22 protein-coding genes are annotated in these 25,623 nt (G+C 72.2%); 13 read left to right on the forward strand and 9 right to left on the reverse strand.

Annotated elements, in window-relative coordinates; translation table 11 throughout:
• Positions 1 to 2 precede the first annotated feature (2 nt).
• A complete protein-coding gene (locus tag CACI_RS48980; protein WP_012785979.1) occupies positions 3 to 2,960 on the forward strand; it encodes a WD40 repeat domain-containing protein in 2,958 nt (985 codons plus the stop codon).
• Between the two features lie 18 nt (positions 2,961 to 2,978).
• Here CACI_RS48980 and CACI_RS08800 read toward each other — a convergent pair whose 3' ends face one another.
• The gene (locus tag CACI_RS08800) at positions 2,979 to 3,644 is read right to left on the reverse strand and encodes a tyrosine-protein phosphatase (protein ID WP_012785980.1); all 666 of its coding nucleotides are present in this window, start codon (positions 3,642 to 3,644) and stop codon (positions 2,979 to 2,981) included.
• Between the two features lies 1 nt (position 3,645).
• The gene (locus CACI_RS08805; protein WP_012785981.1) at positions 3,646 to 4,650 is read right to left on the reverse strand and encodes a sucrase ferredoxin; all 1,005 of its coding nucleotides are present in this window, start codon (positions 4,648 to 4,650) and stop codon (positions 3,646 to 3,648) included.
• A 118-nt stretch (positions 4,651 to 4,768) separates the two neighbouring features.
• Here CACI_RS08805 and CACI_RS08810 point away from each other — a divergent pair, with 118 nt between their 5' ends.
• The 3 genes from CACI_RS08810 to CACI_RS08820 are packed head-to-tail and all read left to right on the forward strand — an operon-like array spanning position 4,769 to position 7,209.
• Entirely contained in the window at positions 4,769 to 5,527 is a 759-nt protein-coding gene (locus tag CACI_RS08810) for a hypothetical protein (protein WP_012785982.1), read from the forward strand.
• A complete protein-coding gene (locus tag CACI_RS08815) occupies positions 5,505 to 6,452 on the forward strand; it encodes an ABC transporter ATP-binding protein (RefSeq protein ID WP_012785983.1) in 948 nt (315 codons plus the stop codon). The genes CACI_RS08810 and CACI_RS08815 overlap by 23 nt, the downstream gene beginning before the upstream one ends.
• Before the next feature lie 13 nt (positions 6,453 to 6,465).
• Complete coding sequence (locus CACI_RS08820) at positions 6,466 to 7,209, forward strand: ABC transporter ATP-binding protein (protein ID WP_012785984.1); 744 nt, start codon at positions 6,466 to 6,468, stop codon at positions 7,207 to 7,209.
• A 300-nt stretch (positions 7,210 to 7,509) separates the two neighbouring features.
• On the opposite strand, the gene CACI_RS08825 is transcribed toward CACI_RS08820, so the two are convergent.
• Positions 7,510 to 8,322 carry a LysR family transcriptional regulator gene (locus CACI_RS08825; protein WP_012785985.1) on the reverse strand — a complete coding sequence of 271 codons (813 nt, stop codon included), beginning with the start codon at positions 8,320 to 8,322 and terminating at the stop codon, positions 7,510 to 7,512.
• A gap of 90 nt (positions 8,323 to 8,412) precedes the next feature.
• On the opposite strand from CACI_RS08825, the gene CACI_RS08830 reads away from it, so the two are divergent.
• Positions 8,413 to 8,877, forward strand: a complete 465-nt coding sequence (locus CACI_RS08830; RefSeq protein ID WP_012785986.1) for a nuclear transport factor 2 family protein — start codon at positions 8,413 to 8,415, stop codon at positions 8,875 to 8,877.
• Positions 8,878 to 8,943: 66 nt separating this feature from the next.
• Here CACI_RS08830 and CACI_RS08835 read toward each other — a convergent pair whose 3' ends face one another.
• On the reverse strand, positions 8,944 to 11,406 hold the full coding sequence (locus CACI_RS08835) for a DNA gyrase/topoisomerase IV subunit A (protein ID WP_012785987.1): 2,463 nt from the start codon (positions 11,404 to 11,406) through the stop codon (positions 8,944 to 8,946).
• A 240-nt stretch (positions 11,407 to 11,646) separates the two neighbouring features.
• Here CACI_RS08835 and CACI_RS08840 point away from each other — a divergent pair, with 240 nt between their 5' ends.
• From CACI_RS08840 to CACI_RS08870, 7 genes are all read left to right on the forward strand, one after another.
• On the forward strand, positions 11,647 to 12,303 hold the full coding sequence (locus CACI_RS08840) for a DUF5998 family protein (protein ID WP_012785988.1): 657 nt from the start codon (positions 11,647 to 11,649) through the stop codon (positions 12,301 to 12,303).
• A 63-nt stretch (positions 12,304 to 12,366) separates the two neighbouring features.
• Entirely contained in the window at positions 12,367 to 12,687 is a 321-nt protein-coding gene (locus CACI_RS08845; protein ID WP_012785989.1) for a hypothetical protein, read from the forward strand.
• Positions 12,659 to 13,849 carry an alkaline phosphatase family protein gene (locus CACI_RS08850; protein ID WP_012785990.1) on the forward strand — a complete coding sequence of 397 codons (1,191 nt, stop codon included), beginning with the start codon at positions 12,659 to 12,661 and terminating at the stop codon, positions 13,847 to 13,849. Before CACI_RS08845 ends, CACI_RS08850 begins: the two co-directional genes overlap by 29 nt.
• Before the next feature lie 33 nt (positions 13,850 to 13,882).
• A complete protein-coding gene (locus CACI_RS08855) occupies positions 13,883 to 14,788 on the forward strand; it encodes a sulfurtransferase (RefSeq protein WP_012785991.1) in 906 nt (301 codons plus the stop codon).
• Positions 14,789 to 14,949: 161 nt separating this feature from the next.
• Positions 14,950 to 17,025 (forward strand): iron uptake transporter permease EfeU, encoded by a 2,076-nt coding sequence (efeU, locus tag CACI_RS08860; RefSeq protein ID WP_012785992.1) that lies wholly within the window; start codon positions 14,950 to 14,952, stop codon positions 17,023 to 17,025.
• Positions 17,026 to 17,435: 410 nt separating this feature from the next.
• A complete protein-coding gene (gene efeB / locus CACI_RS08865; protein WP_041541396.1) occupies positions 17,436 to 18,656 on the forward strand; it encodes an iron uptake transporter deferrochelatase/peroxidase subunit in 1,221 nt (406 codons plus the stop codon).
• Positions 18,657 to 18,704: 48 nt separating this feature from the next.
• The gene (locus CACI_RS08870) at positions 18,705 to 19,940 is read left to right on the forward strand and encodes a GNAT family N-acetyltransferase (protein WP_012785994.1); all 1,236 of its coding nucleotides are present in this window, start codon (positions 18,705 to 18,707) and stop codon (positions 19,938 to 19,940) included.
• Positions 19,941 to 19,991: 51 nt separating this feature from the next.
• Here CACI_RS08870 and CACI_RS08875 read toward each other — a convergent pair whose 3' ends face one another.
• Together CACI_RS08875 and sepH are read right to left on the reverse strand one after the other, a co-directional pair.
• Positions 19,992 to 20,453, reverse strand: coding sequence for a GNAT family N-acetyltransferase (locus CACI_RS08875; RefSeq protein WP_012785995.1), 462 nt, complete (start codon positions 20,451 to 20,453; stop codon positions 19,992 to 19,994).
• Positions 20,454 to 20,585: 132 nt separating this feature from the next.
• Entirely contained in the window at positions 20,586 to 21,773 is a 1,188-nt protein-coding gene (gene sepH, locus CACI_RS08880) for a septation protein SepH (protein ID WP_012785996.1), read from the reverse strand.
• A gap of 202 nt (positions 21,774 to 21,975) precedes the next feature.
• On the opposite strand from sepH, the gene CACI_RS08885 reads away from it, so the two are divergent.
• Positions 21,976 to 22,656 carry a trimeric intracellular cation channel family protein gene (locus CACI_RS08885; protein WP_041540129.1) on the forward strand — a complete coding sequence of 227 codons (681 nt, stop codon included), beginning with the start codon at positions 21,976 to 21,978 and terminating at the stop codon, positions 22,654 to 22,656.
• Between the two features lie 91 nt (positions 22,657 to 22,747).
• On the opposite strand, the gene CACI_RS08890 is transcribed toward CACI_RS08885, so the two are convergent.
• The 3 genes from CACI_RS08890 to CACI_RS08900 all read right to left on the reverse strand — a co-directional run bounded on the left by CACI_RS08890 (position 22,748) and on the right by CACI_RS08900 (position 25,463).
• Positions 22,748 to 23,854, reverse strand: coding sequence for a hypothetical protein (locus tag CACI_RS08890; RefSeq protein ID WP_012785998.1), 1,107 nt, complete (start codon positions 23,852 to 23,854; stop codon positions 22,748 to 22,750).
• Positions 23,851 to 24,393 carry a SigE family RNA polymerase sigma factor gene (locus CACI_RS08895; protein WP_012785999.1) on the reverse strand — a complete coding sequence of 181 codons (543 nt, stop codon included), beginning with the start codon at positions 24,391 to 24,393 and terminating at the stop codon, positions 23,851 to 23,853. Before CACI_RS08895 ends, CACI_RS08890 begins: the two co-directional genes overlap by 4 nt.
• Before the next feature lie 302 nt (positions 24,394 to 24,695).
• On the reverse strand, positions 24,696 to 25,463 hold the full coding sequence (locus CACI_RS08900) for a hypothetical protein (protein ID WP_012786000.1): 768 nt from the start codon (positions 25,461 to 25,463) through the stop codon (positions 24,696 to 24,698).
• Positions 25,464 to 25,623: the final 160 nt, after the last annotated feature.

A 25,623-nucleotide genomic window follows, 5' to 3' on the forward strand; every position in this document is an offset into this window, starting at 1 on the left:
CGATGGCGGCGGGCGGGGGGCCGGCGGCGCCGAGCACGGTGCTGCCCGCCGGGCGCGCCGGCGTCTGCCGCGCGGTGGTGGGCTGGCTGACCGCGCCGGAGGCACCCGCCTCCTCGGCTTCCGCCTCCGCCCCCGCCCCCGCGAGCACGCCGCGCCTGCTGCTGGTCACCGGCCCGCGCGGCGCCGGCAAGACCTTCACCCTGGCCTGGGCCGCCTCGGAACTCGCGGTCCTGGCCGAAGCCGCCGACGACGAGCGCTTCGCCTGGGTCTCCGCCCGCGGGCTGACCCCGCGAGTGCTCGCCTGGCAGCTGGCCGGCCAGCTCGGCGTGACCGTCGGCGACGCGCGAGGGCTCGCGACGGCGATCGCCGCCCGGCTGCGCGGAAGCGAGGCGAAGGCCGGCGCGGAGTCGGGGAGTTCGGGCGGCGGGCTCGGCGGGTCCGGCGGGTCCGGCGGGTCCGGGTTCGGGCCGGGGGTCGCCGACGGGGTCGCGGCTGACGGGCTGAGGGGGATCGCCGACGCGGATCAGGGCTCGAGTGCAGCGCGCGGGGACCGCGGTTCGCGGGACGCGGGGGGCGCCAGATCTGATGCCGCAGGCTCGGATTCTGCCGGATCAGATAGCCGCAGCGACGATCCCGATAGCCGCAGCGACCATCCCGGCGCCGGAGCTCCTCGATCAGACAGTCACAGCGATCATCCCGGAGCTCGCGTCAGAGTTCCCGGAAGCCGATCGGCGACGTGGGATCTGTCGGCGAGCGTCACCGACCCGGTTGGCGAAGCCGGCCTCTGGTCGCGCGTCACGATCCTGATCTCCGAACTCGACCTCGCCGGCCACCTCCGCGACGGCTCGTCGCGCCAGGCGGTGGTGGTCGAACTGCTGGCGCCGCTGCTGGCGGTCTCGGGCGTCCGGCTGATCGTGGAGTCGGCGCACACGGACGTGGCGGACGCCGCCTCCCGCGCCGACACCTCGGCGACCGTCATAGACCTCGCCGAACCCCGCTGGACCGACCGCGCCGAATTCGCCGCGTGGCTCGACGACCTGGTCCCCTCCGGCGGCGCGGCAGCCCCCCAGGCGTACCCGAACCCCACCAAGGCCCGCGAGATCCTCAGCCTGGCCTCCACCCGCCACGCAGGCCTCCTCGCCGCCAGCGACGAACGCCCCTGGAAGCTGGCCGCCGTCCCCTTCGACGTGGCATTCCGCGAAGGCATCGCCGACCAGATCGTCCTGGAGCCGGCCAACCTGGTCCTGGTCCAGCAACCGGCCCTCTCCACCGCCATCGACGCCCTCGGCACCGCCGTAGCCCCCGGCACCCGAGCCGCCTGGCGAGTAGCCGGCCAAGCCCTCACCAACTCCACCACCGTCCCCGAACGCGCCGCCATCCTCCACGGCGCCGCCCTAGCAGTAGGCGACCACACCCTCGCCGAAGCCGTAGCCCCCTACACCCGAGGCACCCGCCCCTCCGACGGCGCCCCAGTAGGCGACCCCATCCCCTGGCTCACCCGCTGGGCCGGCTGGCGCCCCCTCCCACCCGACACCCCCCGCCCCACACCCTGGCCAGGACCAGTGGCCGCACTGGCGGTGGCGGCAGCAGGCCCGGCGACGCAGGCGATCGTTCCAGGAGCACCGGTCGCCGCAGTGCCGGGGACAGCCGGCGCCGCCGACATGGCGATCGCCGCGAACATGGCGGGCGCTGCTGGAGCGCAGGCTGGTGCCGGCTCGCCGAGCGCTGCCGGGCACGCTGGTGCTGGGTCGCAGGACGCGGCTGGTGATGCTGGTTCGCAGATTGCCGCCGCGCAAGCTGGTGCTGCCGGCTCGCCGGTCGCCGCTGGGCTGGCTGGCGGTGAGCGTGCTGGTGCTGGGTCGCAGGGCGCTGCTGGCTCGCCGATGGCCGGTGCGCATGCTGGCGCTGGCTCGCCGATTGCTGCCGGTAATGCTGCTAGTGCGCAGGCTGCCACCGTGCCGACTTCTGCTGTTGCCGGCTCGCAGGATGGCGGTGCCGCCTCGGCTTCCGCTGCTTCCCCGTCTTCCGCCGTTGAGCCGACGATAGCCGTGCCGCTTCCGGGTGGGGGTGGGTTGGCTGCTGAGCTGGCGGCGGCTGCTGCTGAGTTGGCTGAGGCGGTGCTTGAGTCCGCTGCGCAGGGTCGGGGTGGGCGTGCTGGTTCTGGGGTTCTGGTGGCGCCGGTCGCGGGTTCGGCGGCTGGGGCTTGGTTGCCTGATCCGGAGCCGACGCCGGCGGAGGTGTTGGTGGCCATTGATGATTTGGCGCGGGCTTATCGGTTGGATCCTCGGAGTGGGCGGATTGTGGGGCGGCCTGCTTCGCCGGTGATGGTGAAGGCTCGGGCTGCGGCTGTGGTGGATGCTTCGCCGAGTTTGGTGCTGACTGATTCGAGTCGTCGGTTGGCTGCGCTGGGTCCGACTGCGCCGCGGGGGGCGGTGGCGGCGGTGCGGGATGTGCTGCCCGACACCGTGGTGACCGCGGTTGCGGTGGCGCGGGATGCGTTGGTTTTCGGTGCCGGGGATGGTCGGGTGCATGTCTGGGACGTCGATACCGAGGAGCTGATCGCCGATCCGGAGGACCAGCATTCCGGTGTGGTGACTGCGGTTGCGGCCATCTGGATGCCCGATATGGACGTGCTGTTCGCGCTCTCCGGTGGTCAGGACGGCACGTTCCGGCTCTGGGCCGTGCCCGCCGACGCCAGCCTGCTGCCGGTGGAGGATCGCGGCGTGCCCGTCACGGCCGTCACCGCCGCGATGACGGAAGTGGGTCCGGTCGCCGCCGTCGCGTGGGCCGACGGCTGCGTGACCGTGTGGGATCTCGGCGAGGCACGGACCGGGCGGCCCATTCCGCTCGGCTGGGCGCCGAAGGCGCTGGCACTCGCGGGTGACGGGCTGCTCGTCGCGGCCGGTGACGATGGGCTCATCGCGATCGACCTGCACCTCGCCGAGTTCTTCGAGGACTGAGAAAGGCGGGGGAAACCCCTAACCCTCGCCCAGCAAAGCCTCCCGCAGTGCCGCGATCTCCTCGTCGCTCACCCCGTGCGCCAGTAAGTACCCCTCGGCGCTGCCGTATCGCGCCCGCACGTGGGCCAGCGAGCCCGAGATCAGGTCCTCGCTGATCGGGTGCTGGAAGGTGATGTCCCCCGGATCGGTCGTGAGCCGCTCGTTCGAGATCAGGTAGTCCGCGACGATCGCCTTCTCCCCGACGCCCAGCACGTCCAGCACCAGCGCCACCAGCACGCCGGTCCGGTCCTTGCCCGCCGTGCAGTGCACCAGTGCCGGCAGCGCGCCGGGCTTGGCCAGGGCGTGGACGGCGTCGGCGAAGGCGTGCCCGCTCTCGTCCAGCCAGGCCAGGTACAGCTCGAAGAACGTTCCGGCGCCCTCGCTGTCCAGGCTCGGTGCGACGTTGACGCGCTCGACCGGCAGGTCGCCGAGCTGGTCCGGCCACGCCACGATCTCGAAGTGCTGGCGCAGGTCCACCACCGTCCGCAGCCCGATCGAGGCCAGCCAGGCGAGGTCGGCGTCGGTCGGGCGGTTCAGGCGCGCGGTGCGCAACAGGCGCAATGGCTGCACCACCGCGCCCGAGTCCGTCGAGATCCCCCCGATGTCGCGTGCGTTCTTGACTCCGGTCAGCGGCACATCGCTCATATCAACGGATCTTATCGACGGCGTCCACTCGCAGCTCCAGCGGTGTGCCGTCAGCCTTTCCGCAGCTCTCCGGACGCGGCACCGGCGCGTACGCGCCCCGGACCGACACCTCGTACGCGCGGCCGTCTTCGTGCTCGACGACCGCCGTCCACGCCGGCTCCGGATCCGGCGCGGTCTGCGTCACCGCGACCACGTCCAGCGCGCTCTCCGCCGCCTCGTCCAGCGCCGACCGCACCGCCAGCTCGGCGACCTGCCCGGCCCGCGACCACGTCGACCGCCCCCGGCACCCCCGCACCGCCATCCGCCCCTGCCGCGCGTCGGCCAGCACCCGGGTGGCCGAGGCGGCGTCCAGCCGGCCGTAGGAGTACCCGGACGGCAGCACCACGGCCGTCGGCGCGAACCGGTGCCCGCCGAGGTGTGTGATCTCCCAAACGGCGGGGATCTCTTGTTCGGCCTCGGGCGCCGCCACCACGTCCAGAGCCTCCGCGGCCTCCTCAGCCGCCTCAACAGCCACCGCCACCCGCCGCCCCAGCGTCGCGCAGCAAGCGTCCCGCTTGCCGTTCGTACACACCCCGAGCAGCGGCGCGTCGACGAACTCGTGCTCCAGCCCCGCCACCGCGCGGCGGTCGCCCGCGCCCAGCGCCGCGAAGTCGATCTTCAGCAGGTCGGTCGGATACGCGACCACCCCGGTCGCCAGCCACGTCCGTCGCGGATGCGTCGAGGCGGCGTACCAGCGGCGGTGCGGCGGCTCGTGGTCGTGGTGGTCCTCCACCCGGCGGATCAGCGCCAACCGGACCGCGGTCCCGGCCGTGCGGCCCTCCAGCTCGGCGCCCAGCGCCGGGTCCAGGCGGCTGGCGGTGACCGCCGTGCGCCCCCACGGCCCGGGCTGCTCCGCCAGCAGCCACGCGCCGGCCACCGCACCCGTCCCGGCCAGCGGTTCGTCCAGCTCGCGGGAGAGGACCGAACACGCGTGGGGCTGGGGTGACGGAAGTTGGTCGTCGCGCATGGGTCCGACCCTAACGCTCCGCGCGCACCCTCCACACCGGTCGCTTTTGGGGACTGTCGGGTTCACGATGGTGGTGGCGAGAGAGTTCGGGGGTGCTCCGAGGAGTGAGGTGCGCACCATGACCGACAGCCGACAGCCCGCCGAGGCCGCCGAGGCCACGGAGTCCGCGGAGTCCACTGATCCTGACAAGCCCGCAGCCCACGCCGCGCCCGAAGCCCGCCGCTACGGCTTCCCCGCCGTCCACGGCCACGAGGTCTGCGCCCTGCGCACCGTGGCCCGCGAGGACTGGGACAGCTCGGCGCCCGGGCGGATGCAGCTGGTCCGCTGGCGCGAGGGCTCCGGCGCGCTGGTCCGCGACCTGCCGCTGACCCGGCTGTACGTCTGGGCCCGTGCCGGCCGCATCAGCTTCGGCGCCGACGACGGCCGGACCGTGGACGTCGTCCTGCTCGGCGAGCCGGAGACCGAGGGTCTGAAGCTCGGCGCGCCCTGGCCGCCGAGCCACGACCGCGCCAGCACGGCCTCCAACCTGGCGCACGGCGCCGTCAGCGACCTGAAGAACGCGGTCACCTTCCCGGCCTCCTTCCCGCGGATGATGCGGGTCAGCGGCCAGCGCAACGCGGTGCTGGACTCGATCGTCGCCTGGTGCCAGCGCGAGGTCCCGGACATCCACATCATGCGCGGCTGGCTGCGCAGTTCCGAAGGGCCCTCGCGGCACCAGGTCCGCGGCACGATCCACAAGGGTCTGATCGGCGAGCCCGGCTGGCTGCCGGACACCGTCGGCGCGCATCCCTCCGGATGGTCACCGTTCCGTAACGACCGCAACGCCCAGAGCGGGGCGGCTCGTCCTAACGCTCATGAGCACCCTTCAGGAGCTTGAGTTCGCCGCCGGGCGGCCGAAAGAGATCTACGGCGAGGACGCCAAGATCGTCTGCGACAACCTGGTCCGCATCTACAAGACCGACGGCATCGAGGTCCAGGCTCTGCAGGGTCTGGACCTGCTGGTGCGCGCCGGGGAGCTGGTCGCGATCGTCGGCGCCTCCGGCAGCGGCAAGTCCACGCTGCTGAACATCCTGTCCGGGCTCGACACCCCGACCGCCGGCGTCGCCAGGGTCGGCGGCTATGACCTGCTCACCATGAAGAGCCGGGACCGGCTGCGCTACCGGCGCTCGACGGTCGGCTTCATCTGGCAGCAGACGGCGCGCAACCTGCTGCCCTACCTCAACGCCGCCGACAACGTGGCGCTGCCGATGGGCTTCGCCGGCAAGAAGCGCAAGTACGCGCGGCGCCGCTCCGGGGAGCTGCTGGACCTGCTGGGCGTCGGCCACTGCGCCGGGCGCCGCCCCGGGCAGATGTCCGGCGGCGAGCAGCAGCGGGTCTCGATCGCGGTGGCGCTGGCCAACGACCCCGAGGTGGTGTTCGCCGACGAGCCGACCGGCGAGCTGGACTCCGCGACCAGCCAGCAGGTCTTCGACGCGCTGCGCACCGCGAACGAGGAGCTGGGCGTCAGCATCGTGGTGGTCACGCACGACCACGAGGTGACCGACCAGGTCCAGCGCACCGTGGAGATCCGCGACGGCCGCACCTCGAGCGAGGTCCTGCGGCGCGGCGACGAGGGCGCGCGGGCCGAGCAGTTCGCGGTCCTGGACCGCGCCGGCCGCGTGCAGTTGCCGAAGGAGTACGTGGACGCGCTGCGGATGAAGGACCGGGTCCGGCTGGCGAAGAACCCTGATCACATCGGGGTCTGGCCGGATCTGGCGCAGGGCTCTGATGGTGCCGCAGGTTCCGTGGGCGAGAGGGCGTAGTCCGGTGGGGGACATGATCGAGGTCGAGGGACTGCGCCGGACGTTCGGCGCCGGGGAGAACGCCGTGCACGCCGTCGAGGACGTGTCGTTCACGGTCCCCGAGGGGCAGCTGTGCGCCGTCGTCGGCCGCTCCGGCTCCGGCAAGACCACGCTGCTGAACCTGATCGGCGGCCTGGACAAGCCCGACGCCGGCCGCATCGCGGTGAACGGCAAGCAGCTCGCCGGACCGGGGCGCAACCTGGGGGAGAAGGAGCTGGCGGCGCTGCGCCGCGACTTGTTCGGGTTCGTCTTCCAATCTTTCGCGCTGATCCCGATCCTGTCGGCGGCGGAGAACGTCGGCATCCCGCTGCGCCTGCGCCGCACGCCGGTCGCCGAGCGCGAGGAGCGCGTGGAGTTGCTGCTGAACATGGTCGGGCTCGGCGGGCACACCAAGCAGCGCCCCGGGGAGATGTCCGGCGGCCAGCAGCAGCGGGTGGCGCTGGCCCGGGCGCTGGCCAACTCGCCGCGGGTCCTGATCGCCGACGAGCCCACCGGGCAGCTGGACTCCGAGACCGGCCGCGCGGTGATGCGGCTGCTGCGCGCCGTCGTCGCCGCGGAGAACGTGACCGCGCTGGTGGCCACGCACGACCCGCTGATGATGGAGCTCGCCGACCGGGTCATCACGGTCGGCGACGGCCGGCTGCTCGCGGACTCCGACGCCGAGGGCGCGGGCGTCGGGGGCGCGGGCGTCGGCGCGTCGGCGGAGCTGCCGGCCTAGGGGTTCGCAGCGCTCGGGTTCGCAGACCCCGGCTCGCCGACTTCCAGCCGCAGGCTCGAAAACTTCAGATCCTCAGATCCTCAGACCCACGAACCCACGAACCCACGAACCCACAGACCCCCGGACCCCTCGGCCAACCCCGAGGCGTGGGCCGGGCCCGGCCGTGGCAACCATCCGTGCCACCGCCGAGGGAGCACCGCCGTCCGACGGGACTCCGGTCCCGCCACACACGGGACCGGCGAGACTCCCGCCGCGTGCCTGAAGGCCGCGGGACGGCGGTGCTTCCGCCACTGTGCCCTGTCAGCGCGCCGAGCGCACCAGCTCGTCCAAGACGTGGTCGAAGGCCCGCACCCGCGCCGTCTCGCGGTCCTCGTGCCACAGCAGGCACCACCGCACCGGCGGCGCGTCGCTGATCGGGACATACACCACATCAGGCCTCGGGTAGTAGCGCCGGGTCTGCGCGCCGACCTCCGCCACCCCGCGTCCCGCTCCCACGAGCGTCAGCGTCTCCTGGAGCGTCGCCTGCGCCTCGACAGGCGTCGTGCGGGCCACGTCCGCCAGCGAGACCGTCTGACGGCGCGCGAAGGGATGCCCCAGCGCCACGGCGAGCATCCGCGCCTCGCTTACCAGCGTCGCGCCCTGAACCGTGCCCGGCACGTCCGTCTCGCGGGTGCTCAGCACCACGTCGACCTCGTCGTTCGCCAGCCACGGTCCGACGTCGCCGAACTGCGCCTCGCGGACCACGACCTCGCAGTCCGGGAAGCTCTTGCCGAACGCCTCCGCCGCCCCGACGAGCAGCTGGCCGCCGGCGGCTCCGACGAACGCCGCGCGCAGCGTCCCGGTGACGCCCCGGCCGGCCTCGGTCGCCCGCGCGACCGCCTCGGTGATCGCGGTCCAGGCCGGACGCAGTTCGGCGTACAGCTCCCGGCCCGCCGCGGTCAGCTCGACCCGGCGGCTCGTGCGATGGAAGAGGCGCACGCCGATACGGCGCTCCAGCTTCGCGATCGTCTGGCTGACGCGGGCCGGGGAGACGGTCAGCAGCTCGGCGGTGCGGCCGAAGTGCAGCTGCTCGGCCAGCGTGAGGAAGGCGTCCAGCTCGTGGCGTTCCAACATGGCTCGTCAGATCCGATCGGTAAGTGTGACTTACCGATCGTGTCACACAACGACCTTGGTCGGCCCGGCGCGGCGGCCGACGATGGCGGTATGGAACCCACGATCACCGACCTCCGCGACCGGCTGGAAATCGCCGACGCGCTCTACCGTTTCGGCCTCGGCCAGGACACCCAGGACGCGGAGCTGTTCGCCTCCGCCTGGACCGAGGACGCCGAACTCGACTTCCGCCCGGCGGCGGCGAAGTGGGGCGGCGCGCCGCCGCTGATGGTCGGGCGCGACACCATCGTCACCACGATCCTGACCGGGTTCGCCGGCCGGGTGGACACCACGCACCAGGTCACGAACGTGCGCGCGGTCGTCGACGGCGACACCGCGCACGCCACCGCCCTGGTCGAGGCGCAGCACCTGCTGACGGCCGACCACGGCACGTTCGCGCTGCTGAAGAACCCTTACTCCGTCGAGCTGGTGCGCGAGGGGTCCCGGTGGCTGATCCGGCGGATGCGGATCGAGAACACCTGGTTCACCGGCGATCCGGTCGCGATCTTCGGGGGCTGACGCGGCTGTGGCCGCCACAATCGTGGCGGCCACAGCGCGCAAGCGATCCCGATCCCGGTCCGGCGGCTACTTGAGCACCGCCGGGCTGGTCACGAAGCCGATCGGCGACTCCACCGGACCGCCGGAGCCGTCGCGCCGGTCGTCCACCGCGGGCAGCGCGACCGGCGTGCCGTTCTCGGTGCAGGCGTACACCGGCGCGTTCACCGCCCACGCGGCGACCAGCCGGTGCTCGCCCTTCAGGAAGCGCTGGCAGCGGACGCCGCCGGTGGCCCGGCCCTTGGTCGGGTACAGCGCGTAGGGCGTGGCCTTCATCGTGGTCGCGGCCTCGACCAGGGCGTCGTCCGAGCCGGCCATCGAGACGATCAGACCGTCGTGCCCGGGGTCGACCGCGCCGAAGAAGATCACCGAGGCGTCATCGCTGAGCGTGATGCCGGCCATGCCGCCGGCCGGGCAGCCCTGCGGGCGGACCAGCGAGGCGGAGTACTTCAGCAGCTGCGCGTCGTCGGTGATGAAGACCAGCTCTTCCTCGCCGGTGCGCAGTTCCGTGGCGCCGGCCAGGCTGTCGCCGTCCTTGAGCGTGATCACCTCGAAGGTGTCACGGTTCCTCGGATAGTCCGGGACCACCCGCTTGACCACGCCCTGGACCGTGCCCAGCGCGAGCCCGGGGGACTCGGGGTTCAGCGAGCACAGGCACAGGACGCGCTCGTCCTCCTCCAGGCGGACGAACTCCGACACCGGGGCGCCGCCGGCCAGGCTCGGCGCCGCCTTCGCCGCGGACTCCGGCAGCACCGGCAGGTCGATCACCGGGAACCGGATCAGCCGGCCGGCCGTGGTCACCGCGCCGACCTCGCCTCTTATCGTCGAGGTCACGACCGAGGCGACGGCGTCGTTCTTGCCGCGCTCCCCGCCGGAGCCGATCTTGGTGGCGCCGGAGGCGGTGCGGGCCAGCAGGCCGGTCGCCGAGAGCAGGACCACCACCGGGTCGTCGCTGATCTCCAGCGGCCGGGCCTCGAACACCGGCAGCGCGCCCTCGACCAGCACGCTGCGGCGCGGCGTGGCGAACTGCTTGGAGATGGCGGCCAGCTCGTCGGAGACCACCTTGCGCAGCAGGGTGTCGGACTCCAGGATCGCCGTCAGGTCCCTGATCTCGCCGGTCAGCTTGTCCCGCTCGGACTCCAGTTCCAGGGAGTCGAACCGGGTCAGGCGGCGCAGCGGGGTGTCCAGGATGTACGTGGCCTGCTTGTCCGACAGCGCGAGCGCCGCCATCAGGTTTTCCTTGGCCGCCGCGGCGTCGTCGGACTCCCGGATGATGCGGATCACCCGGTCGATGTCGACCAGCGCGATCAGCAGGCCCTCGACCAGGTGCAGCCGGTCCACGCGCTTGGTGCGGCGGAACTCGGTGCGGCGCCGGACCACCTCGAAGCGGTGGTCGAGGTAGACCTCCAGCAGCTCCTTCAGGCCCAGCGTCAGCGGCTGGCCGTCGACCAGGGCGACGTTGTTGATGCCGAAGGACTCCTCCATCGGCGTCAGCTTGTACAGCTGCTCCAGGACCGCCTCGGGGTTGAACCCGGCCTTGATCTCGATGACCAGCTTCAGGCCGTTGAACCGGTCGGACAGGTCCTTCAGGTCGGTGATGCCCTGCAGCTTCTTGGCCTGCACCAGCTCCTTGACCTTGGAGATGACCTTCTCCGGGCCGGTGTTGAAGGGCAGCTCGGTGACCACGATGCCCTCGCGGCGCGCGGTGACCTTCTCGATCTTGGCGGTGGCGCGCATCTTGAACACGCCGCGGCCGGTCTCGTAGGCGTCGCGGATGCCCTGCTCGCCGATGATCTGGCCGCCGGTGGGCAGGTCCGGGCCCGGGACGAACCGCATCAGGTCGTCCAGGGTGGCGTTCGGGTGCTTGATCAGGTGCCGGGCGGCGGCCACGACCTCGCCGAGGTTGTGCGGCGCCATGTTGGTCGCCATCCCGACCGCGATCCCGGCGGCGCCGTTGACCAGCAGGTTCGGGAACGCCGAGGGCAGGACCTGGGGCTCTTGCTCCTGGCCGTCGTAGTTCGGCCCGAACTCGACCGTGTCCTCGTCGATGGAGTCGGTCATTATCATCGCCGCGGGCGACAGGCGGGCCTCGGTGTAGCGCATGGCCGCCGGCGGGTCGTCGCCGCCGAGGGAGCCGAAGTTGCCGTGGCCGTCGACCAGCGGGATGCGCATCGCCCAGGACTGGGCCATGCGCACCAGCGAGTCGTAGATCGCGGTGTCGGAGTGCGGGTGGAGCTTGCCCATCACGTCGCCGACGACGCGGGCGCTCTTGACGTAGCCGCGATCCGGTCGCAGGCCCATGTCGTTCATCTGGAACAGGATCCGGCGGTGCACCGGCTTGAGCCCGTCCCGCGCGTCGGGCAGAGCGCGCGAGTAGATGACCGAGTACGCGTACTCCCGGTACGAGTCGGAGAGCTCGTCAGCGACGTCGATGTCGATGATGCGCTCTTCGAAGTCCTCGTCGGGCTCGGGGGTGGTGCTGCGGCGTGCCATCTTCGTGCGGCTCCTGCTTCTCGCGCGGCGATGCGGGTGACGCCCTATTGTTGCGCGTCGTTCAGACACCTCGGCGCACCGAGGGCGAATCATCGGACGGTCCCTGCGGCGGCGGCGCCCCGCACGGTGGTGTCCGCCCTCAGCGATCGACCCCCGTAATCGGGCGATAACACCCCCGTAAGTCATGCTTCCGTGGGGCAACAGGCCCGCACCCGGGCCCGCAAGTGTCAGGATGGACTCATGCCCAACTCGCAGCCGCCCTCGTCAGCCCGTCCCGCCCACGGCGACCTGATCGCCGCCATCGAGCGCAGCGGGTACTACCCCGCGCTGGTGGCCGAGGCGGTCCAGGACGCGGTCGGGTCCGAGGGGGTGCTCGGCCATCTCGTGCACCAGGAGACGACCTTCGACGCCGACGAGGTGCGAAGGCACGTCACGGTGTTGGCTGTGACCCCGACCCGGCTGATCGCCGGGCACACCGACGAATACGGCTCCGACGACCCGATGGCGCCGGTTCCGCCCGGCTCGCCGGAGTCCGCCGCCGGGGCGAAGGCGTACGCCACCACCTCCACCGAGACCGTGCCGCTGCACCGCATCTCCTCGGTCGTGGTCAGCCGGGTCGTGGAGGACCCGGCGAACCACAAGCCCGGCACCCCGCCGCGCGAGGTGGTCCTCACCATCGGCTGGGGCGTGGTGAGCCGCCTGGACCTGGAGCCGGCCAACTGCGGCGACCCGCACTGCGACGCCGACCACGGCTACACCGGCACCGCCACCGCCGACGACGTGATGATCCGGGTCTCCGCCGAGGCCGACGGCGCCGACGCCGTGGCCGAGACGCTGTCCTTCGCCCGCGCGCTGACCGACGTGGTCACCGAGGCCGGCGCCCGGAACGCGCGTTGAGGGCGGCGGGCGCCGAGGCGCGGACCGGAGTCCGCTCGCGCCGGGAGGTTCCCGCTGTCTTGCATGGCGGCGAAGCTGACGTGCGGACCGGAGTCCGATCGCGCCGCGAGGTTCCCGCTGTCGTCTCTGGCGGCGAAGCTGGGGCGCGCACCGGAGTCCGATGGCGCCGCGAGGTTCCTGCTGTCTTCCGTGGCGGCGAAGCTGACGCGCGGATCGGAGTCCGATCGCGCCGCGAGGTTCCCTCGGTCTTCCGTGGCGGCGAAGCTGACGCGCGGACAGGAGTCGGACCGCGTCGCGATGTTCCCGCTGTTTTCCGTGGCGGCGAGGCTGACGCGCGCCCCGAGCGGCGCGCCGCGTGAGCGTGCCCGCGGCTTCCGGCGCTGACCGGTCGGACATCGTGCTGCCCGCCTACGGTCGCGGCGCGCTGTCCGACCTGCTCCCCGCGGTGCTGGCGGCGCTCGGCGTCGAGGGCTCGCCGGACCCGTTCGGCCTGGCGCCGACCCGCCGCGCCTGCGTCTTCCTGGTGGACGGTATGGGCGCCCGGCTCATCGAGCGCAACGCCGAGGTCGCGCCGTATCTGGCCAAGGCGCTGCGCGCGAGCAGAGCGCTGACCGCCGGTTTCCCCTCCACGACAGCGGCCAGCATCGGCTCGCTGGGCACCGGTCTGCCCTCCGGCGCCAGCGGCATGCTCGGCTACCGGGTGCTGGTCCCGGGGACCTCGCGGATGATCAATCTGCTGCGATGGGACGCCCCGGTCGATCCGGTCGAATGGCAGCCGCACGAGACCGTCTTCGAACGCGCCGAGCGCGAGGGCATCGAGGTCACCCAGGTCACCGCGGCCCGCTTCCAGGAGTCCGGCCTGACCCGCTCGGTCCTGCGCGGCGGCGCCTTCACCGGCGCCGAGTCGCTGCCCAACCGGGTCGCCGGCGCGCTGCAGACCTTGCAGGACGCCGCCGACCGCGACGCCCGCGCGCTGGTCTACCTGTACTACGCCGACCTCGACGCGGCCGGCCACCTCAACGGCGTGGACTCCGAGAGCTGGCGGCAGCAGCTGGCGGTCGTGGACGCCACGGTGCGCGAGCTCGTCGACCGGCTCCCGGCCGGTACCGCGCTCTACGTCACCGCCGACCACGGCATGGTCGACGTCCCCGCCGAGCGCCGGGTCGACGTGGACGAGGACTACGAGCTGCAGGTCGGCGTCCGGCTGCTCGGCGGCGAGGGCCGGGCCCGGCATGTGTACGCCAAACCCGGCGCGGCGCGCGACGTGCTGCAGATCTGGCGCGAGGCGCTGGAGGACGTGGCGGTGGTCCGCTCCCGCCAGGAGGCGATCTACGAGGGCTGGTTCGGCCCGCCGGAGAGCGTGGACGACCGGCTCGCGCCGCGCATCGGCGACGTGGTCGCGGCGCTGCTGGAGGACTGGGCCGTGGTCGCGACGCGCCGGGAGAAGCTGGAGTCGCGGCTGCTGGGCATGCACGGCTCGCTGTCCGCGGCCGAGCAGGAAATCCCGCTGTTGGTGTTCGCTCCCGAGGGCGGGCCGGGTTTGTAGATCCGCGTCCCGATCAGTGCCAGGATGGCGCCCATGCGCCAACCCGGAACCGCCCCCTCGAGCTCGGACTCCCCGCTGACCAGCGTCGACCAGCTCGCCGCCGACCTCGCGTGCGGCACCGCCCCGATCCTGCTCGACATCCGCTGGAAGCTCGGCGAGCCCAGCGAATACGGGCACGGGGTGTATCTGAAGGGGCACATTCCGGGCGCGCGCTACGTCAGCCTCGATCAGGACTTGGCGGAGCACCCAGACTCGCCGGTCGGCGCCCGGGGACGGCATCCGCTGCCGGATCGCGAGCGCTTCGCCGCCGCGATGCGCCACGCCGGGGTGCGCGCCGACCTGCCGGTCGTCGTGTACGACGACGGCGACGGCACGCAGGCGGCCCGCGCCTGGTGGCTGCTGCGCCACCACGGGCACGCCGAGGTGCGGGTGCTCGACGGCGGCTTCGCGGCGTGGCGCGCGGCGGGCCGCACCGTGGAGGAGGGCGAGCCGGAAGCGGAGGCCGCCGAGGGCGACTTCGAGGCGTCGGGGGACGGCGTGTTCACGGTGCTGGACCACGACGGCGCCGCCGCGGTCGCCGCGGACGGGACGCTGCTCGACGCCCGCGCCGGCGCGCGTTATCGGGGCGAGACCGAGCCGATCGACCCGGCCGCGGGGCACGTGCCGGGTGCGGTGTCGGCGCCGACGACCGAGAACCTGGGCGCGGACGGGCGCTTCCTGCCGTCCGAGGCGCTGGCCGAGCGGTTCGCCGGGCTGGGGGTCGAGGCGGGGCACGCCGGCGCGGTCGCCGTCTACTGCGGCTCGGGGGTCACGGCGACGCACGAGATCCTGGCCATGGCTGTGGCCGGGATCGACCCCGAGGGCGTGGCGTTGTACGAGGGCTCATGGAGCGGGTGGGCCTCGGATCCCTCGCGGGCGGTGGCGACCGGCGAGGGCTGAGACGCTTTTGTCGGGTTTCCGGGTCGCGCGTTGAGACGGACGTCACCGGTTCGCTTACCGCCGCCACGTTGACCGTCCCCGTGCCGTCCTGCAAACTTAGGCACGCCTTACTTTGTTAAGGCGAACCTAAGTTTGTCCACGACACGAAGGGGCGGGACGCGGTGCTGTCGGATGCTTTCCCGAGTTTCCTGATCGGACTCCGCGAAGGGTTGGAAGCCGGGCTCGTCGTTTCCATCCTGCTCGCCTCCCTGGCCAAGGCCGGGCGCAAGGACCGGGCCGGGTCGGTGTGGCTGGGCGTCGCCGCCGCCGCCGCGCTGAGCCTGTCCTTCGCCGCGGTGCTCACGTTCACCTCCGCGCACCTGCCGCCCAAGGCGCAGGACGTGTTCGGCGGGGTGATGGCGATGCTGGCGGTCGCTTTCGTCACCACGATGGTGTTCTGGATGCGGCGGGCCAGCGCCTCGATGTCGGGGGACCTGAAGGCGAAGCTGGCCGCCGCGTTGGGCGCCAGCGCCGGGATGCTGGTCTTCACGGCGTTCGCTGCGGTGGCGCGCGAGGGCCTGGAGACCGCGCTGTTCCTGTGGACCACGGCGCAGACCGCGCACGACAAGAGCGGTCCGGCGGTCGGGGCGGTCACCGGTATCGCCGTCGCGGCGCTGCTGTGCTGGGGTCTGTATCACCGGGCTCTGAAGCTGAACCTTGCGAAGTTCTTCAAGGTCACCGGTTTCGTGCTGGTGGTCATCGCGGCCGGGGTGCTCGCGTATGGGTTGACCGACCTGCAGGAGAGCGGGGCGGTCGGCGGGTTCACGTCGTATGCGTGGGACCTGAGCGCGCATCTGGACCCGAACGCCTGGTACGCGCAGCTGGTCGCCGGGACGCTGAACCTGACGCCGAAGATGACGTGGCTGGCGGTGGTCGGGTACGTGGCTTATCTGGCGCCGGTGATGTTCTTCTACCTGCGGCCGGCTGTTGTGGCGGTGCGTCCGGCTCCTGCGGCGACTCCTGTGGCGGCCGCACCGGCACCCGCGCCGGCTCCGTCTCCGGCTCCGGCTCCGGTCCCGGCCCGGAAGCCGACTCCGCGCTGGGCGCTGGGTACGGCGACCATCGCGGTCCCGGCGGTGGCGGCCGTCGCGGTGATCGTCGCGGTCGGGCCCGGCTCGAGCGCGAAGGGCGCGCAGACCATCGAGGTCTCGGCGGCCTCGTGCGGCAAGGGCTTCGACGGCCTGACCACCGGCGAGCACACGTTCCAGATGAAGAACACCGGCGACGTCGCCGCCGAGGTCTACCTGCTGGACCCCTCGACCAGCGCCGTCTACGGCGAGATCGAGGGTCTGGCGCCGGGCACCACGCGGCCCATGACCGCGACGATCGGCGGCGGGACGTACGCCTGGCGCTGCGTGCCGAACGGCAAGAACGCGGTCACCTCCGAGGCCAAGCGCGCGAGCGGCTCGGGCAGCTCCACCACCGCGGTCGTGCCGATCACCGAGAAGGACCTCGACGCGCCGCTGGACCAGTACCGCGCGTACGTCACCGACCACCTGAACGAGCTGGCCGGCTACACCGACACGCTGAAGCAGGACGTGGACTCCGGCGATCTGGCCAAGGCCAAGCAGGACTGGCTGACCGCGCACCTGGCGTACAACCGCCTCGGCGCCGCGTACGGCACCTTCGGCGACTGGGACGCGAAGATCGACGGCCGCGCCGACAGCCTTCCCGACAAGGTCCAGGACAAGGACTTCACCGGCTTCCACCGCCTGGAGTACGGCCTCTGGCACGGCGAGGCGGCGGCGTCCCTGACCCCGATCGCCGACCAGCTCGACACCGACGTCCACGGCCTCGTCGGCGACTGGCCCAAGCAGGACTTCGACCCCGCCGACCTCCCCCTGCGCGCCCACGAGATCCTCGAGAACGCCCTGCAGTTCCAGCTCACCGGCGACGCCGACTACGGCTCCGGCACCACCCTGGCCACCGCCGACGCGAACCTCGCCGGCACCCGCGAGGTCCTCTCCGTGATCAGGCCGCTGATCCAAGCCCGCGACCCCCAGGGCCTCCAGCAGATCGACACCTGGCTCAACCGCTTCGCCACCACCCTCACCACCGCGAAGCACCCCGACGGCACCTGGACCCCCGCCGCCCAGCTCGACCCCACAGCCCGCCAGAAACTGAACGGCACCCTCGGCGAACTCCTCGAGCAACTCGCAGTGGTCCCAGACCTCCTCGAGATCCGGAAGGCGACGTGAGCGGAGTCTGACCACCCGCCACCCCCCGCCGATCCCGCAGACGAAAGCCGTGCCCTGAGATGACCGAGCAGAACCAGACGCCCGAAGCCCCGATCCCGGCGGACGAGAACGCCGCCGCGAGCAAGCCGACGACCGCCGCGAGCGAGAACGCCGCCGCAGCCGGCAGCACTTCAGCGACACCTTCGGCCGCGGCTCCGGCTAGCGCCGAACCCGCCGCCGCGTCGCAGGCTGCTGCCGCCAGTTCCGCCGGTGCAGCTGGCACCGAGCCCGCAGCCGGCAGCACTCCGGCAGCGCCCGCCGCCGACGCGCAGGCCGGCGCCGAGTCCGCTGCCGCCGCCAGTTTCGCCGCGCCTGCCGCGGCCGCCCCCGCGACCTGCCCCTTCGACCACACCGCCTTCGCTCGCCGCGCGATGCTCAAGGGTGCTGCCGTCGGGGTGGCGGGTGCCGCGGTCGTCGGTGCGACCGGCTTTGCCATGGACAAGGCCGCCGCCGATTCCACTCCCACCGCTGCCGGGGGTTCCAGTGGCGGCTCGGGGCGGGTGCTTCCGTTCCACGGTGCGCATCAGCAGGGGGTCACGACTCCGGCGCAGAAGCACATGACCGTCGCCGTGTTCGATGTCGTCGCGGCTGACAAGGGTGAGCTTGCCGCTCTGTTCCAGACCCTCACCGAGCGGGCTCGGTTCCTTGCCTCGGGTGGCACTCCGCCGGATCTCGGGGTCGGTGCGCCGCCGTCGGACAGTGGGATGCTCGGGCCGGTCGTGCCCGCTGACGGGTTGACCTTCACCGTCGGTGTCGGGGCTTCGCTCTTCGATGCCCGCTTCGGTTTGGCTGCGAAGAAGCCCGCGCGCCTTACGCCGATGAAGACGTTCCCGAACGACAACTTGAATCCCGCCGAGTGCCACGGCGATCTGTCGTTGCAGATCTGCGCCGACAGTCGGGACACCGTCGTGCACGCGATCCGGGATATCGCCAAGCACACGCGCGCCGGCATGCAGTTGAAGTACAAGATCGACGGGTGGGCCAACGATCCGCGTCCCGCCGGTGCACAGCGCAACCTGCTCGGTTTCCATGACGGCATCGCGAATCCGGCGACCGAGCACGAGTTCGACTACCTCGTGTGGGTGCAGCCCGGTGGTCCCGAGCCGGCGTGGACGGCCGGGGGGAGCTACCAGGTGGTGCGGCGGATTCGGATGCTGGTCGAGTTCTGGGACCGGGTCTCGTTGCTGGAGCAGGAGAAGATGATCGGGCGGCGGCGGGACACCGGTGCGCCGCTGGACGGCGGTGCGCAGACCGATGTGCCGCAGTACGCCAAGGACCCCAAGGGCGCGAACATCCCGCTGGACGCGCACATCCGGCTGGCCAACCCGCGGACGCCGGAGACCGACCGGAACCGGCTTCTGCGGCGCGGCTACAACTACGACCGCGGGTTCGACGACGTCGGCGACCTCGACATGGGCTTGGCGTTCGTCGCCTACCAGCAGGACATCCAGCGGCAGTTCGAGTTCGTGCAGACCAAGCTGATCGACGAGCCGCTGGTCGACTACATCTCGCCGGTCGGCGGCGGCTACTTCTTCGTGCTGCCGGGTGTGAAGGACGCCTCCGACCACTTCGGGAGCGGCCTGCTCGCCTGAGCCGATATTCCGGTGGCAGCCGGGCCGCGCTCTGCATAGCCTGGCCCAATGCCCCTCGAGATCACGGCCGTCGGCGACGCCGGTTTCGACGATTTCTGCGACGCCGTCGAAGTGGGCATGAACCGCCCCGGCGGCCGGGGTCACGGTCCCTTCCAGCGCGGGCTGTTCGCCGCCGACGTCGCCGCGGGCCGCGCCATCGGCGCCCATGACGGCGGCCGCGTGGTCGGCACGTTCGGCAACTATCGCAACACCCTGGCCGTCCCCGGCGGCGCCGCGGTCCCCGTGGGCGCGGTCACCGCGGTCACCGTCGCGCCGACCCACCGCCGGCGCGGCATCCTGACCGCGATGGCGGCCACCGCCTTCCGGCAGTCGGCGGACGCCGGCGAGCCGCTGTCGATCCTGATCCCGGCCGAATGGCCGATCTACGGCCGCTTCGGCTACGGCCACGCCACCGACGAAGCCTGCTACACCTTCCAGACCGACCGCTGCGCCCCGGTGCGGCCGCTCCCGGGCACCGTGGAGCTCGCCCCGGCCGAGGAGTGGATCCCGGAAGCCGAGGCCGTCTACGGCCGTCTCCGCGCCACGACGCCCGGCGCCATCGAGCGCAGCGCCATGTGGTGGAGGCGCGAGACCGGCCTGGAGACCCGCGACGGCAAGCCCACCGACAAGGAATGGCTGTACGCGCTCTACCGGGACGACGCGGGGACCGCGCGCGGCGCCGCGTACTACAAACCCGAAGAAGGTACCTGGGAGGGCCTCGTCCCGGACGACACCGCCGAGGCCTACATGATCGCCGAGGACTACGTGGCCCGCGTCCGGCTGCTCCAGTTCCTGTGGGAGCAGGACTGGCTCGCCACCTTCACCGTCGACAAGTGCCCGGTCGACGACACCTGGCGGCACCTCATGGCCGACCCCCGCCGGGCCCGCCAGAAGCAGCGCTACGACGTGCTCTGGGTCCGCGTCCTCGACACCGTGGCGGCGCTTCAGGCACGCACCTACGAAGGCGAGGGCCGCCTGGTCCTGGCCGTCACGGACCCGGCGGGCTACGCCGAAGGCGTGTACGCCCTCGAAGGCGGTCCGGCCGGCGCGTCAGTGCGGCGCACCACGCAGACCCCCGACCTGACCCTGCCGGTCCAGACCCTCGGCGCGCTCTACCTCGGCAACCACGCGGCCACCGCGCTGTCCCGGGTCGGCGAGGTCACCGAGGAGCGGCCCGGAGCCCTGGCGCTCGCGGACCGCATGTTCAAGACCGCGATCCCGCCCTACTGCGTGACCTGGTTCTGACCCGTGCCAAGCGCAGCAGGGCCCGGGCCGAACCCGGGCCCGAGGAGCCGCTCAGCCCTGTGCCGTCACCGGTCCCGGCTTCGTCGCCCGCTCGTCGATCTCCATCCACGACTGCGGCCGCGCCACCGGATAGAAGCCGGCCTTGGCATACGTCGAGTGCTTGTCCTTGGTGGCCAGCAGGAAACGGTTGATCCCGATCGCCTTCAGGTCCGCGACGATCTCCTGCGACAGCCATGGCCCGACTCCCTTGCCGCGGTACGCCTCGTCGACGTACACGTCGCAGAAATATGCGAAGGTCGCGTAGTCGGTGATCACCCGCGTGAGCCCGATCATCGTCTCCCGGTCGGCGTAGACCCCGTAGACGTGCGAGCCCGCCAGCGAGCGCTCGACGGCCTCGCGCGGGCGCCCCGCACCCCACCAGGACTCCTCGGCGATCCATCGGTACACCTTGGCGGCGTCGACCAGCGCCGGGTCGTCGCTGATGAACAGACCGTCTTCGCGCGTCACTTCCATGATGGGAAGTCGATCACACCGGCGCGCGCGGCGGCCATTGCCAAAGCGCGAAAAGTGGCCTGGTCCCAGTGCTCGAGACACCGTGTGTGCTCGAGACACCGGGTCCAGGCCACCCGCACGATCGGGGGCGCGTCAGTCGCGGCCCTTCTGCTTGCCGCGGCGCGAGCCGAAGACGATCTCGTCCCACGAGGGCACCGTGGCCCGCCGCCCCGGCCGCACGCCGTCGGCCTCGGCCTGGCGGTCGGTGGTCCCGACCATCCGCTCGCGGTGCGGGGTGGTGGTGCGCGGACCGAAGATCGCGTCGTCGAAGGCCGATCCGGCCGACTGTCCGGCGACCGCGGCGACCGGCGCTGCGGCGCGGGCGTCGGCGGCGGCGTCGAGGAAGTCGAAGTCCTCTTCGGGGCTGGCGGACGGGCCGGGGACGCCCTGCCGGCCCGCGGTGCCGTTGACGGCCGCGGCGCCCGAAGCGGCGGCGGACGCCGGCATCGAGGACGGGTGGCGCTCGACCGAGGCGGTCCGCTCGGCGGCCGTGCGCTCGCGCTCGCGATCCCGTTCGCGCTCCCGCTCCAGCGCGCCGCCGGAGCCGTTCGAGGAGGTCTCCGCCGGACGGCGGCGGGCCTCCAGGTGCACCAGCGAGCCGCCGGCCGAGGAGCCGTTGCTGCTCGGCGCCGGGCCCGGCACCACGGTCCCGCCGGAGAGCACGGAGGCGGCGACGAAGGGGAACATCGGCTCGGCGGCGGCGATCGCGGCGGCGTCGGAGGACAGCAGGCGCGCCTCGTCGTCCTCGGGCGTCACCAGCCGGCGCGGCGGGTCGAAGCCCCACAGCGCCTCGTACGTCTCGCCGGAGATCTTGTACACGGCCTGCACGGTCCACGTGCCGTCGTCGCGGCGCCAGGAGTCCCAGCGCACCGCGGCGGGGTCCTCGGCGCCGCGCTTGGCCAGCCGCTCGGCGACGATCTCCCCGAGCTTTTGCCCGTGGTTCTCGCCCTGGCGGCGAACCTGGGTGTTCTGAGCCTTCTCCGCCATGAAGGCGCGCTCGGCGAGGATCGGTCCCTCGAACCGGCGGATACGCTCCACGGAGATGCCGCAGGCGTCGGCGACCTCCTGCGCGGTCGCGCCCGCGCGAATACGGGCCTGGATGTCCCGCGGGCGGAGCTGTCCCTCAGCCTCTATCTCGATCTGGCCCAGCCGGGCCCGATCGCCGCGCACGGCGGCCCGCAGACGCTCGTCGATGGTCAGATGGAATTCCTGGCCGTCGTTAGAGCGCAGCACAAGTCGCTGACCGTCGCTGGTGACGGCCATGACGCGGAGCTCAGTCACGAGCGGACCTCCCTTCGACGAGTGCTGCCAGCTAGACCGTACTGCATCGACACGCCGATCGGGTACGGGAAACGGATGAGGTCGCCCGGACAGCAAGGGTTGTCGGTCATTTGTCGTACGCCGTCCAGTTGTGGGATGTCAGTTCTGTGATCCCCCCGCAGGACCACCCTCCCGCCTTGAACCGGGTACATTCCCAGACATCATGGTCGCCAATCCTCATCTTCCGGTTCTTCTCGATCTCCTGGGCGTCTTCGCGGCAGCGGTCGCGGGGGCTTTCGCGGGTCTGCGCAAGGGCCTTGATCTGGTCGGCATCCTGGTCATCGCGGTCGCCTCATCACTCGGAGGAGGGATGATCCGCGACGCCCTGATCGGAGCCACCCCGGTGGCCGCGATCGCGGACTGGCGCTATTTCGCGGTGGCGCTCGGCGCGACCGCCGCGGTGCTCTTGGTGACCAGCCGCCGAATGAGTGATTCGAAACTGAAATCGGCCATCGAGGAAGTGCGCGCCAGGGGCGTCCGCTATGACCGCGTGGCAGTGGTCGCCGATGCGCTGACCCTCGGACTGTTCGCGGTCTCCGGAACTCTCAAAGCATTGGATTACCATCTGCCGGTCTTCCAGGCCGCGCTGCTCGGCACGGTCACCGCGACCGGCGGCGGCGTGGTGCGCGACGTCCTGGTGAACGAGGTCCCGATGGTGCTCCAGCGGGAGCTGTACGCGGTCCCGGCGTTCGTCGGCGGACTGCTGTTCGCCTTGTTGGAGCGGCACGGTTTCGTGGTGCAGGGCTACCTCGCGGCGGCGGGGTCCGCGGCGATCACCGCGGCGATCCGGTTGGTCGCGGTGTGGCGGGACTGGCACGCGCCCCGCCCCGGCGCTGTCGCATAGAGCCGGGGCGGGGTCGCCTGTTACACGTTTGCTACATGGTTCTTCTCAAAGGGTGAATCTCAATAGGCGACTGTGATTCGCCTGCCGCGTCTCAGTTCACGACGTGAGTCGTCCAGTTGGCGCGGTCTGTGCCGAGCGAGGTGATCCGGTCGAGCAGTCCCTGCGCTCCGCCGACGGACGCCAGGGGGTCCGGGCCGGACTGTGCCGGGTCGTCCTGCACACAGATGTGCAGCCCTTCGGAGTCCTTGCAGGTATTGGGGGTCCGGACCGCCGGAGCCCCCTTGAGCCCGGACTTGGCCGCGGCGTTCGGGTCGGACCCCGAGCCCTGGTTCGGATCCTGCTGGCCGGTCGGCGTGACCGAGATGCTGAAGTAGTGGCCGCTCCCGGGGCCGGCGTTCCCGGAGTGGTAGGACAAGCCCATGGTGAAACCGCCCTCGCCGACGGTCGCCGGGTCGTTCAGCATGGCCTCGCCGAGGGTGACGCCCGCCGGCAGGCCCTCGACGTGGATCGGCAGAGGCGCCTCGGAGTCCTCGGCGGTCGTGGAGTCCGCGACTTTCAGCAGCTGTGCCTTCAGCTCGTCCCCGCGCACCCGGTAGTCGCCATTGACGACGAACCAGGATCCGGACGCCGTCTGCCACGCCAGTCTCACCTCCGGCGGAATCGTGGAGCTGTCGCCGGGAGTGGTGATGAAGAAGGCCTTCGGGCTCCCGGTGACACTCGCCGGCGCCTTGGTCTCGGTCGCGAGCGGTGTCGGTTCCGTGGCGGACTTCATCAGCGCTATAACGTCCGCTCCCGCAGGCGCGCCGCCGGAGGCCGGGAGCGGCTTGGTGACCGCGGCGAGGCTGTCGCCGTAGTCGGGCCCGGCCGAGCGGTTCGCGGTCTGGAAGCCCGCGGGCAGCCAGCCGAACTTCGCGATCATCGGCAGCGGGTCGGTCCCGGTGAAGCTGTGGCCCGCCGCCGTGCCGGTCTGCTGCGGCGTGCCGCCCGACTTCGCCGGCGACGCGCCGCCGAGCCCGTTCACCACCAGCGCGCACGCCGCGACCACCGCCACGCCGCCGCCGACCGGCGCCAGGCGCGCGGTGCGCATCCGGCGGCGGCCGTCGGCGCGGGCCCGGCCGATGTCGATCGTGCTCAGGGGCGCGTCGGCGTATTCGGCCTCTGCCAGGTCCTCCAGGGATGTCTTCAGGTCGTGGGTCATCGGGTTGCCTCCATGCTGGGGATCAGACTCGGATCGAGGAGGTTCCGCAGGGTCGCCAAGCCGCGTGCGGACTGGCTCTTCACGTTGCCGGCCGAGCAGCCCATCACCTGGGCCGTCTGCTCGACCGACAGGTCGCAGTAGAAGCGCAGCACCACGGTGGCGCGCTGGCGGGGCGGGAGCCGGGACAGCGCCGTCTTCAGATCCAGCCCCAGGTCCAGGTCGCCGGCGAGGGCGGCCGCGCGGTCCGGGTCCGGGTCGGAGGCGCTCTCGCCGCCGAACCGGTGCAGGACCGTCCACTTCGCCCAGCCGGACCGCTGTTCGGCCAGGTAGGTGTTGACCAGCGTGCGGCGCGCGTAGCCGTCGAGATTGTCGGCGCGCCGGGCCCGGTGCCAGGAGGCGTAGAGCTTGGTGATCGCGCTCTGCACCAGGTCGTCGGCCCGGTGCCAGTCGCCGCACAGCAGGTAGGCGACCCGCCGCAGCCAGGCTTGGCGCGCGCCGACGTACTCGGTGAATTCGGCGTCGCGGTCAGGCTTCGCCATAGGCTTCCCCCTCTGGAATTAGGTGTCCGGACAGTCACCTGATGCGCACGGGTGCGCGGGGGGTTGCACGAGGAAGCCGCATCTGGCCGTGACCTCGGCCTATGCGGTGCGGTAGTAGTAGAGACGAGGCGGCGGCCACGGACCCCCGGCTGCCGCCGCGGGCTGCCCGCCGGGGTCACTCCGGTGTCCGGTGGGCGGCCCGCTCCCGGTTGCCGCGTTCGGCCGATCCGCTTCAGTCGGCCGACCTGGCCGACCCGACCGACCAGGCGGTCAGCCGGTCAGGTCAGCTTCAGCCGGACGGGTCAGTCGAAGGACAGCTCGATCTCCGGCTGGTCGGGCGCCAGGTCCAGGTAGCACCTGCCGGGCTCGACGTACTCGGTCCCGCCGGGACCGTTGATGTGGATCCCGGTGAACACCGCCACCTGCGCCGGCTGCGGCTGCCCCTCGCGCAGCACGGTGATCACCTTCTCCGTGTCCGCGGTGATCACGTCGCGGGCGATCCGGGTGAGCCCGGCCAGGTCCGGCAGCGGACCGTCCGGCAGGAACGGCGGGATGCGGTCCCGGAGCATGCCCTGCTCCGGGTCGGCCACGTCCAGGAAGGGGTAGTCGCCGGTCGGGGCGTTGTCGCCGCGCAGCTCGTCGTGCAGCGCCATCAGCGCGCCGCAGGTGTGCGAGACGCCGGGGACGCCGGGGCGGTCGACGTTGCCGATCACGCCCTGGGCGTCGATGCCGATGTGCGGCAGGGCGACCAGGACGAAGCGGCGGACGCCGTCCTCGACCGGGGCGTGGCCCGAGGCGGCCAGCACGCCGGTGCGGCCCAGGACGATCATCCCGGCCAGCCCGGCCATGTTGAACCCGGCGCCCCAGGCGTCCTGCAGCCGGGCCGTGATGGTCACCGCCAACTCGTCGCGGCAGGTCGCGATCAGCGGGAGCGTGTTCGCCGCGTGGAAGCCGTGGGGCGCGAGCAGCTCGCGCGTGGCGCGCACGAAGCCGGTCGCCGGGACGGCGGTCGGGAACGTGGTGCGGAGAACCTTCGAGGCAGGTGTGGAGGTGCTGCTCATCTCATCCATTGGCACGATTGTCACCGGGAGCGGGCGATCGGGCCAGCGGCCACCCGGGTGAGCGTGCTCACAACCCGGGTACCGGCCGGTACGGTAGCCCGCCCGCCACCCCGGGTTGGTGCGGCGCGGCGGCACCCGTTAGAGTCTCTTGATGTCGAGATACTTTCCG

It is taken from the genome of Catenulispora acidiphila DSM 44928 (assembly GCF_000024025.1).
GTDB lineage: Bacteria > Actinomycetota > Actinomycetes > Streptomycetales > Catenulisporaceae > Catenulispora > Catenulispora acidiphila.

Bases quoted from the DNA above. Each gene is read 5' to 3' on its own strand.
- CACI_RS08890 (WP_012785998.1), bottom strand. From the start codon at position 23,854: ATGACCCACGACCTGAAGACATCCCTGGAGGACCTGGCAGAGGCCGAA.
- CACI_RS08840 (WP_012785988.1), top strand. From the start codon at position 11,647: ATGCCCAACTCGCAGCCGCCCTCGTCAGCCCGTCCCGCCCACGGCGAC.
- CACI_RS08815 (WP_012785983.1), top strand. From the start codon at position 5,505: ATGAGCACCCTTCAGGAGCTTGAGTTCGCCGCCGGGCGGCCGAAAGAG.
- CACI_RS08805 (WP_012785981.1), bottom strand. From the start codon at position 4,650: ATGCGCGACGACCAACTTCCGTCACCCCAGCCCCACGCGTGTTCGGTC.
- CACI_RS08900 (WP_012786000.1), bottom strand. From the start codon at position 25,463: ATGGATGAGATGAGCAGCACCTCCACACCTGCCTCGAAGGTTCTCCGC.
- CACI_RS08820 (WP_012785984.1), top strand. From the start codon at position 6,466: ATGATCGAGGTCGAGGGACTGCGCCGGACGTTCGGCGCCGGGGAGAAC.
- CACI_RS08845 (WP_012785989.1), top strand. From the start codon at position 12,367: ATGGCGGCGAAGCTGACGTGCGGACCGGAGTCCGATCGCGCCGCGAGG.
- efeB (WP_041541396.1), top strand. From the start codon at position 17,436: ATGCTCAAGGGTGCTGCCGTCGGGGTGGCGGGTGCCGCGGTCGTCGGT.
- CACI_RS08825 (WP_012785985.1), bottom strand. From the start codon at position 8,322: ATGTTGGAACGCCACGAGCTGGACGCCTTCCTCACGCTGGCCGAGCAG.
- CACI_RS08885 (WP_041540129.1), top strand. From the start codon at position 21,976: ATGGTCGCCAATCCTCATCTTCCGGTTCTTCTCGATCTCCTGGGCGTC.
- CACI_RS08830 (WP_012785986.1), top strand. From the start codon at position 8,413: ATGGAACCCACGATCACCGACCTCCGCGACCGGCTGGAAATCGCCGAC.
- CACI_RS08835 (WP_012785987.1), bottom strand. From the start codon at position 11,406: ATGGCACGCCGCAGCACCACCCCCGAGCCCGACGAGGACTTCGAAGAG.
- CACI_RS08870 (WP_012785994.1), top strand. From the start codon at position 18,705: ATGCCCCTCGAGATCACGGCCGTCGGCGACGCCGGTTTCGACGATTTC.
- CACI_RS08895 (WP_012785999.1), bottom strand. From the start codon at position 24,393: ATGGCGAAGCCTGACCGCGACGCCGAATTCACCGAGTACGTCGGCGCG.
- CACI_RS08875 (WP_012785995.1), bottom strand. From the start codon at position 20,453: ATGGAAGTGACGCGCGAAGACGGTCTGTTCATCAGCGACGACCCGGCG.
- CACI_RS48980 (WP_012785979.1), top strand. From the start codon at position 3: ATGGCGGCGGGCGGGGGGCCGGCGGCGCCGAGCACGGTGCTGCCCGCC.
- CACI_RS08855 (WP_012785991.1), top strand. From the start codon at position 13,883: ATGCGCCAACCCGGAACCGCCCCCTCGAGCTCGGACTCCCCGCTGACC.
- CACI_RS08800 (WP_012785980.1), bottom strand. From the start codon at position 3,644: ATGAGCGATGTGCCGCTGACCGGAGTCAAGAACGCACGCGACATCGGG.
- CACI_RS08810 (WP_012785982.1), top strand. From the start codon at position 4,769: ATGACCGACAGCCGACAGCCCGCCGAGGCCGCCGAGGCCACGGAGTCC.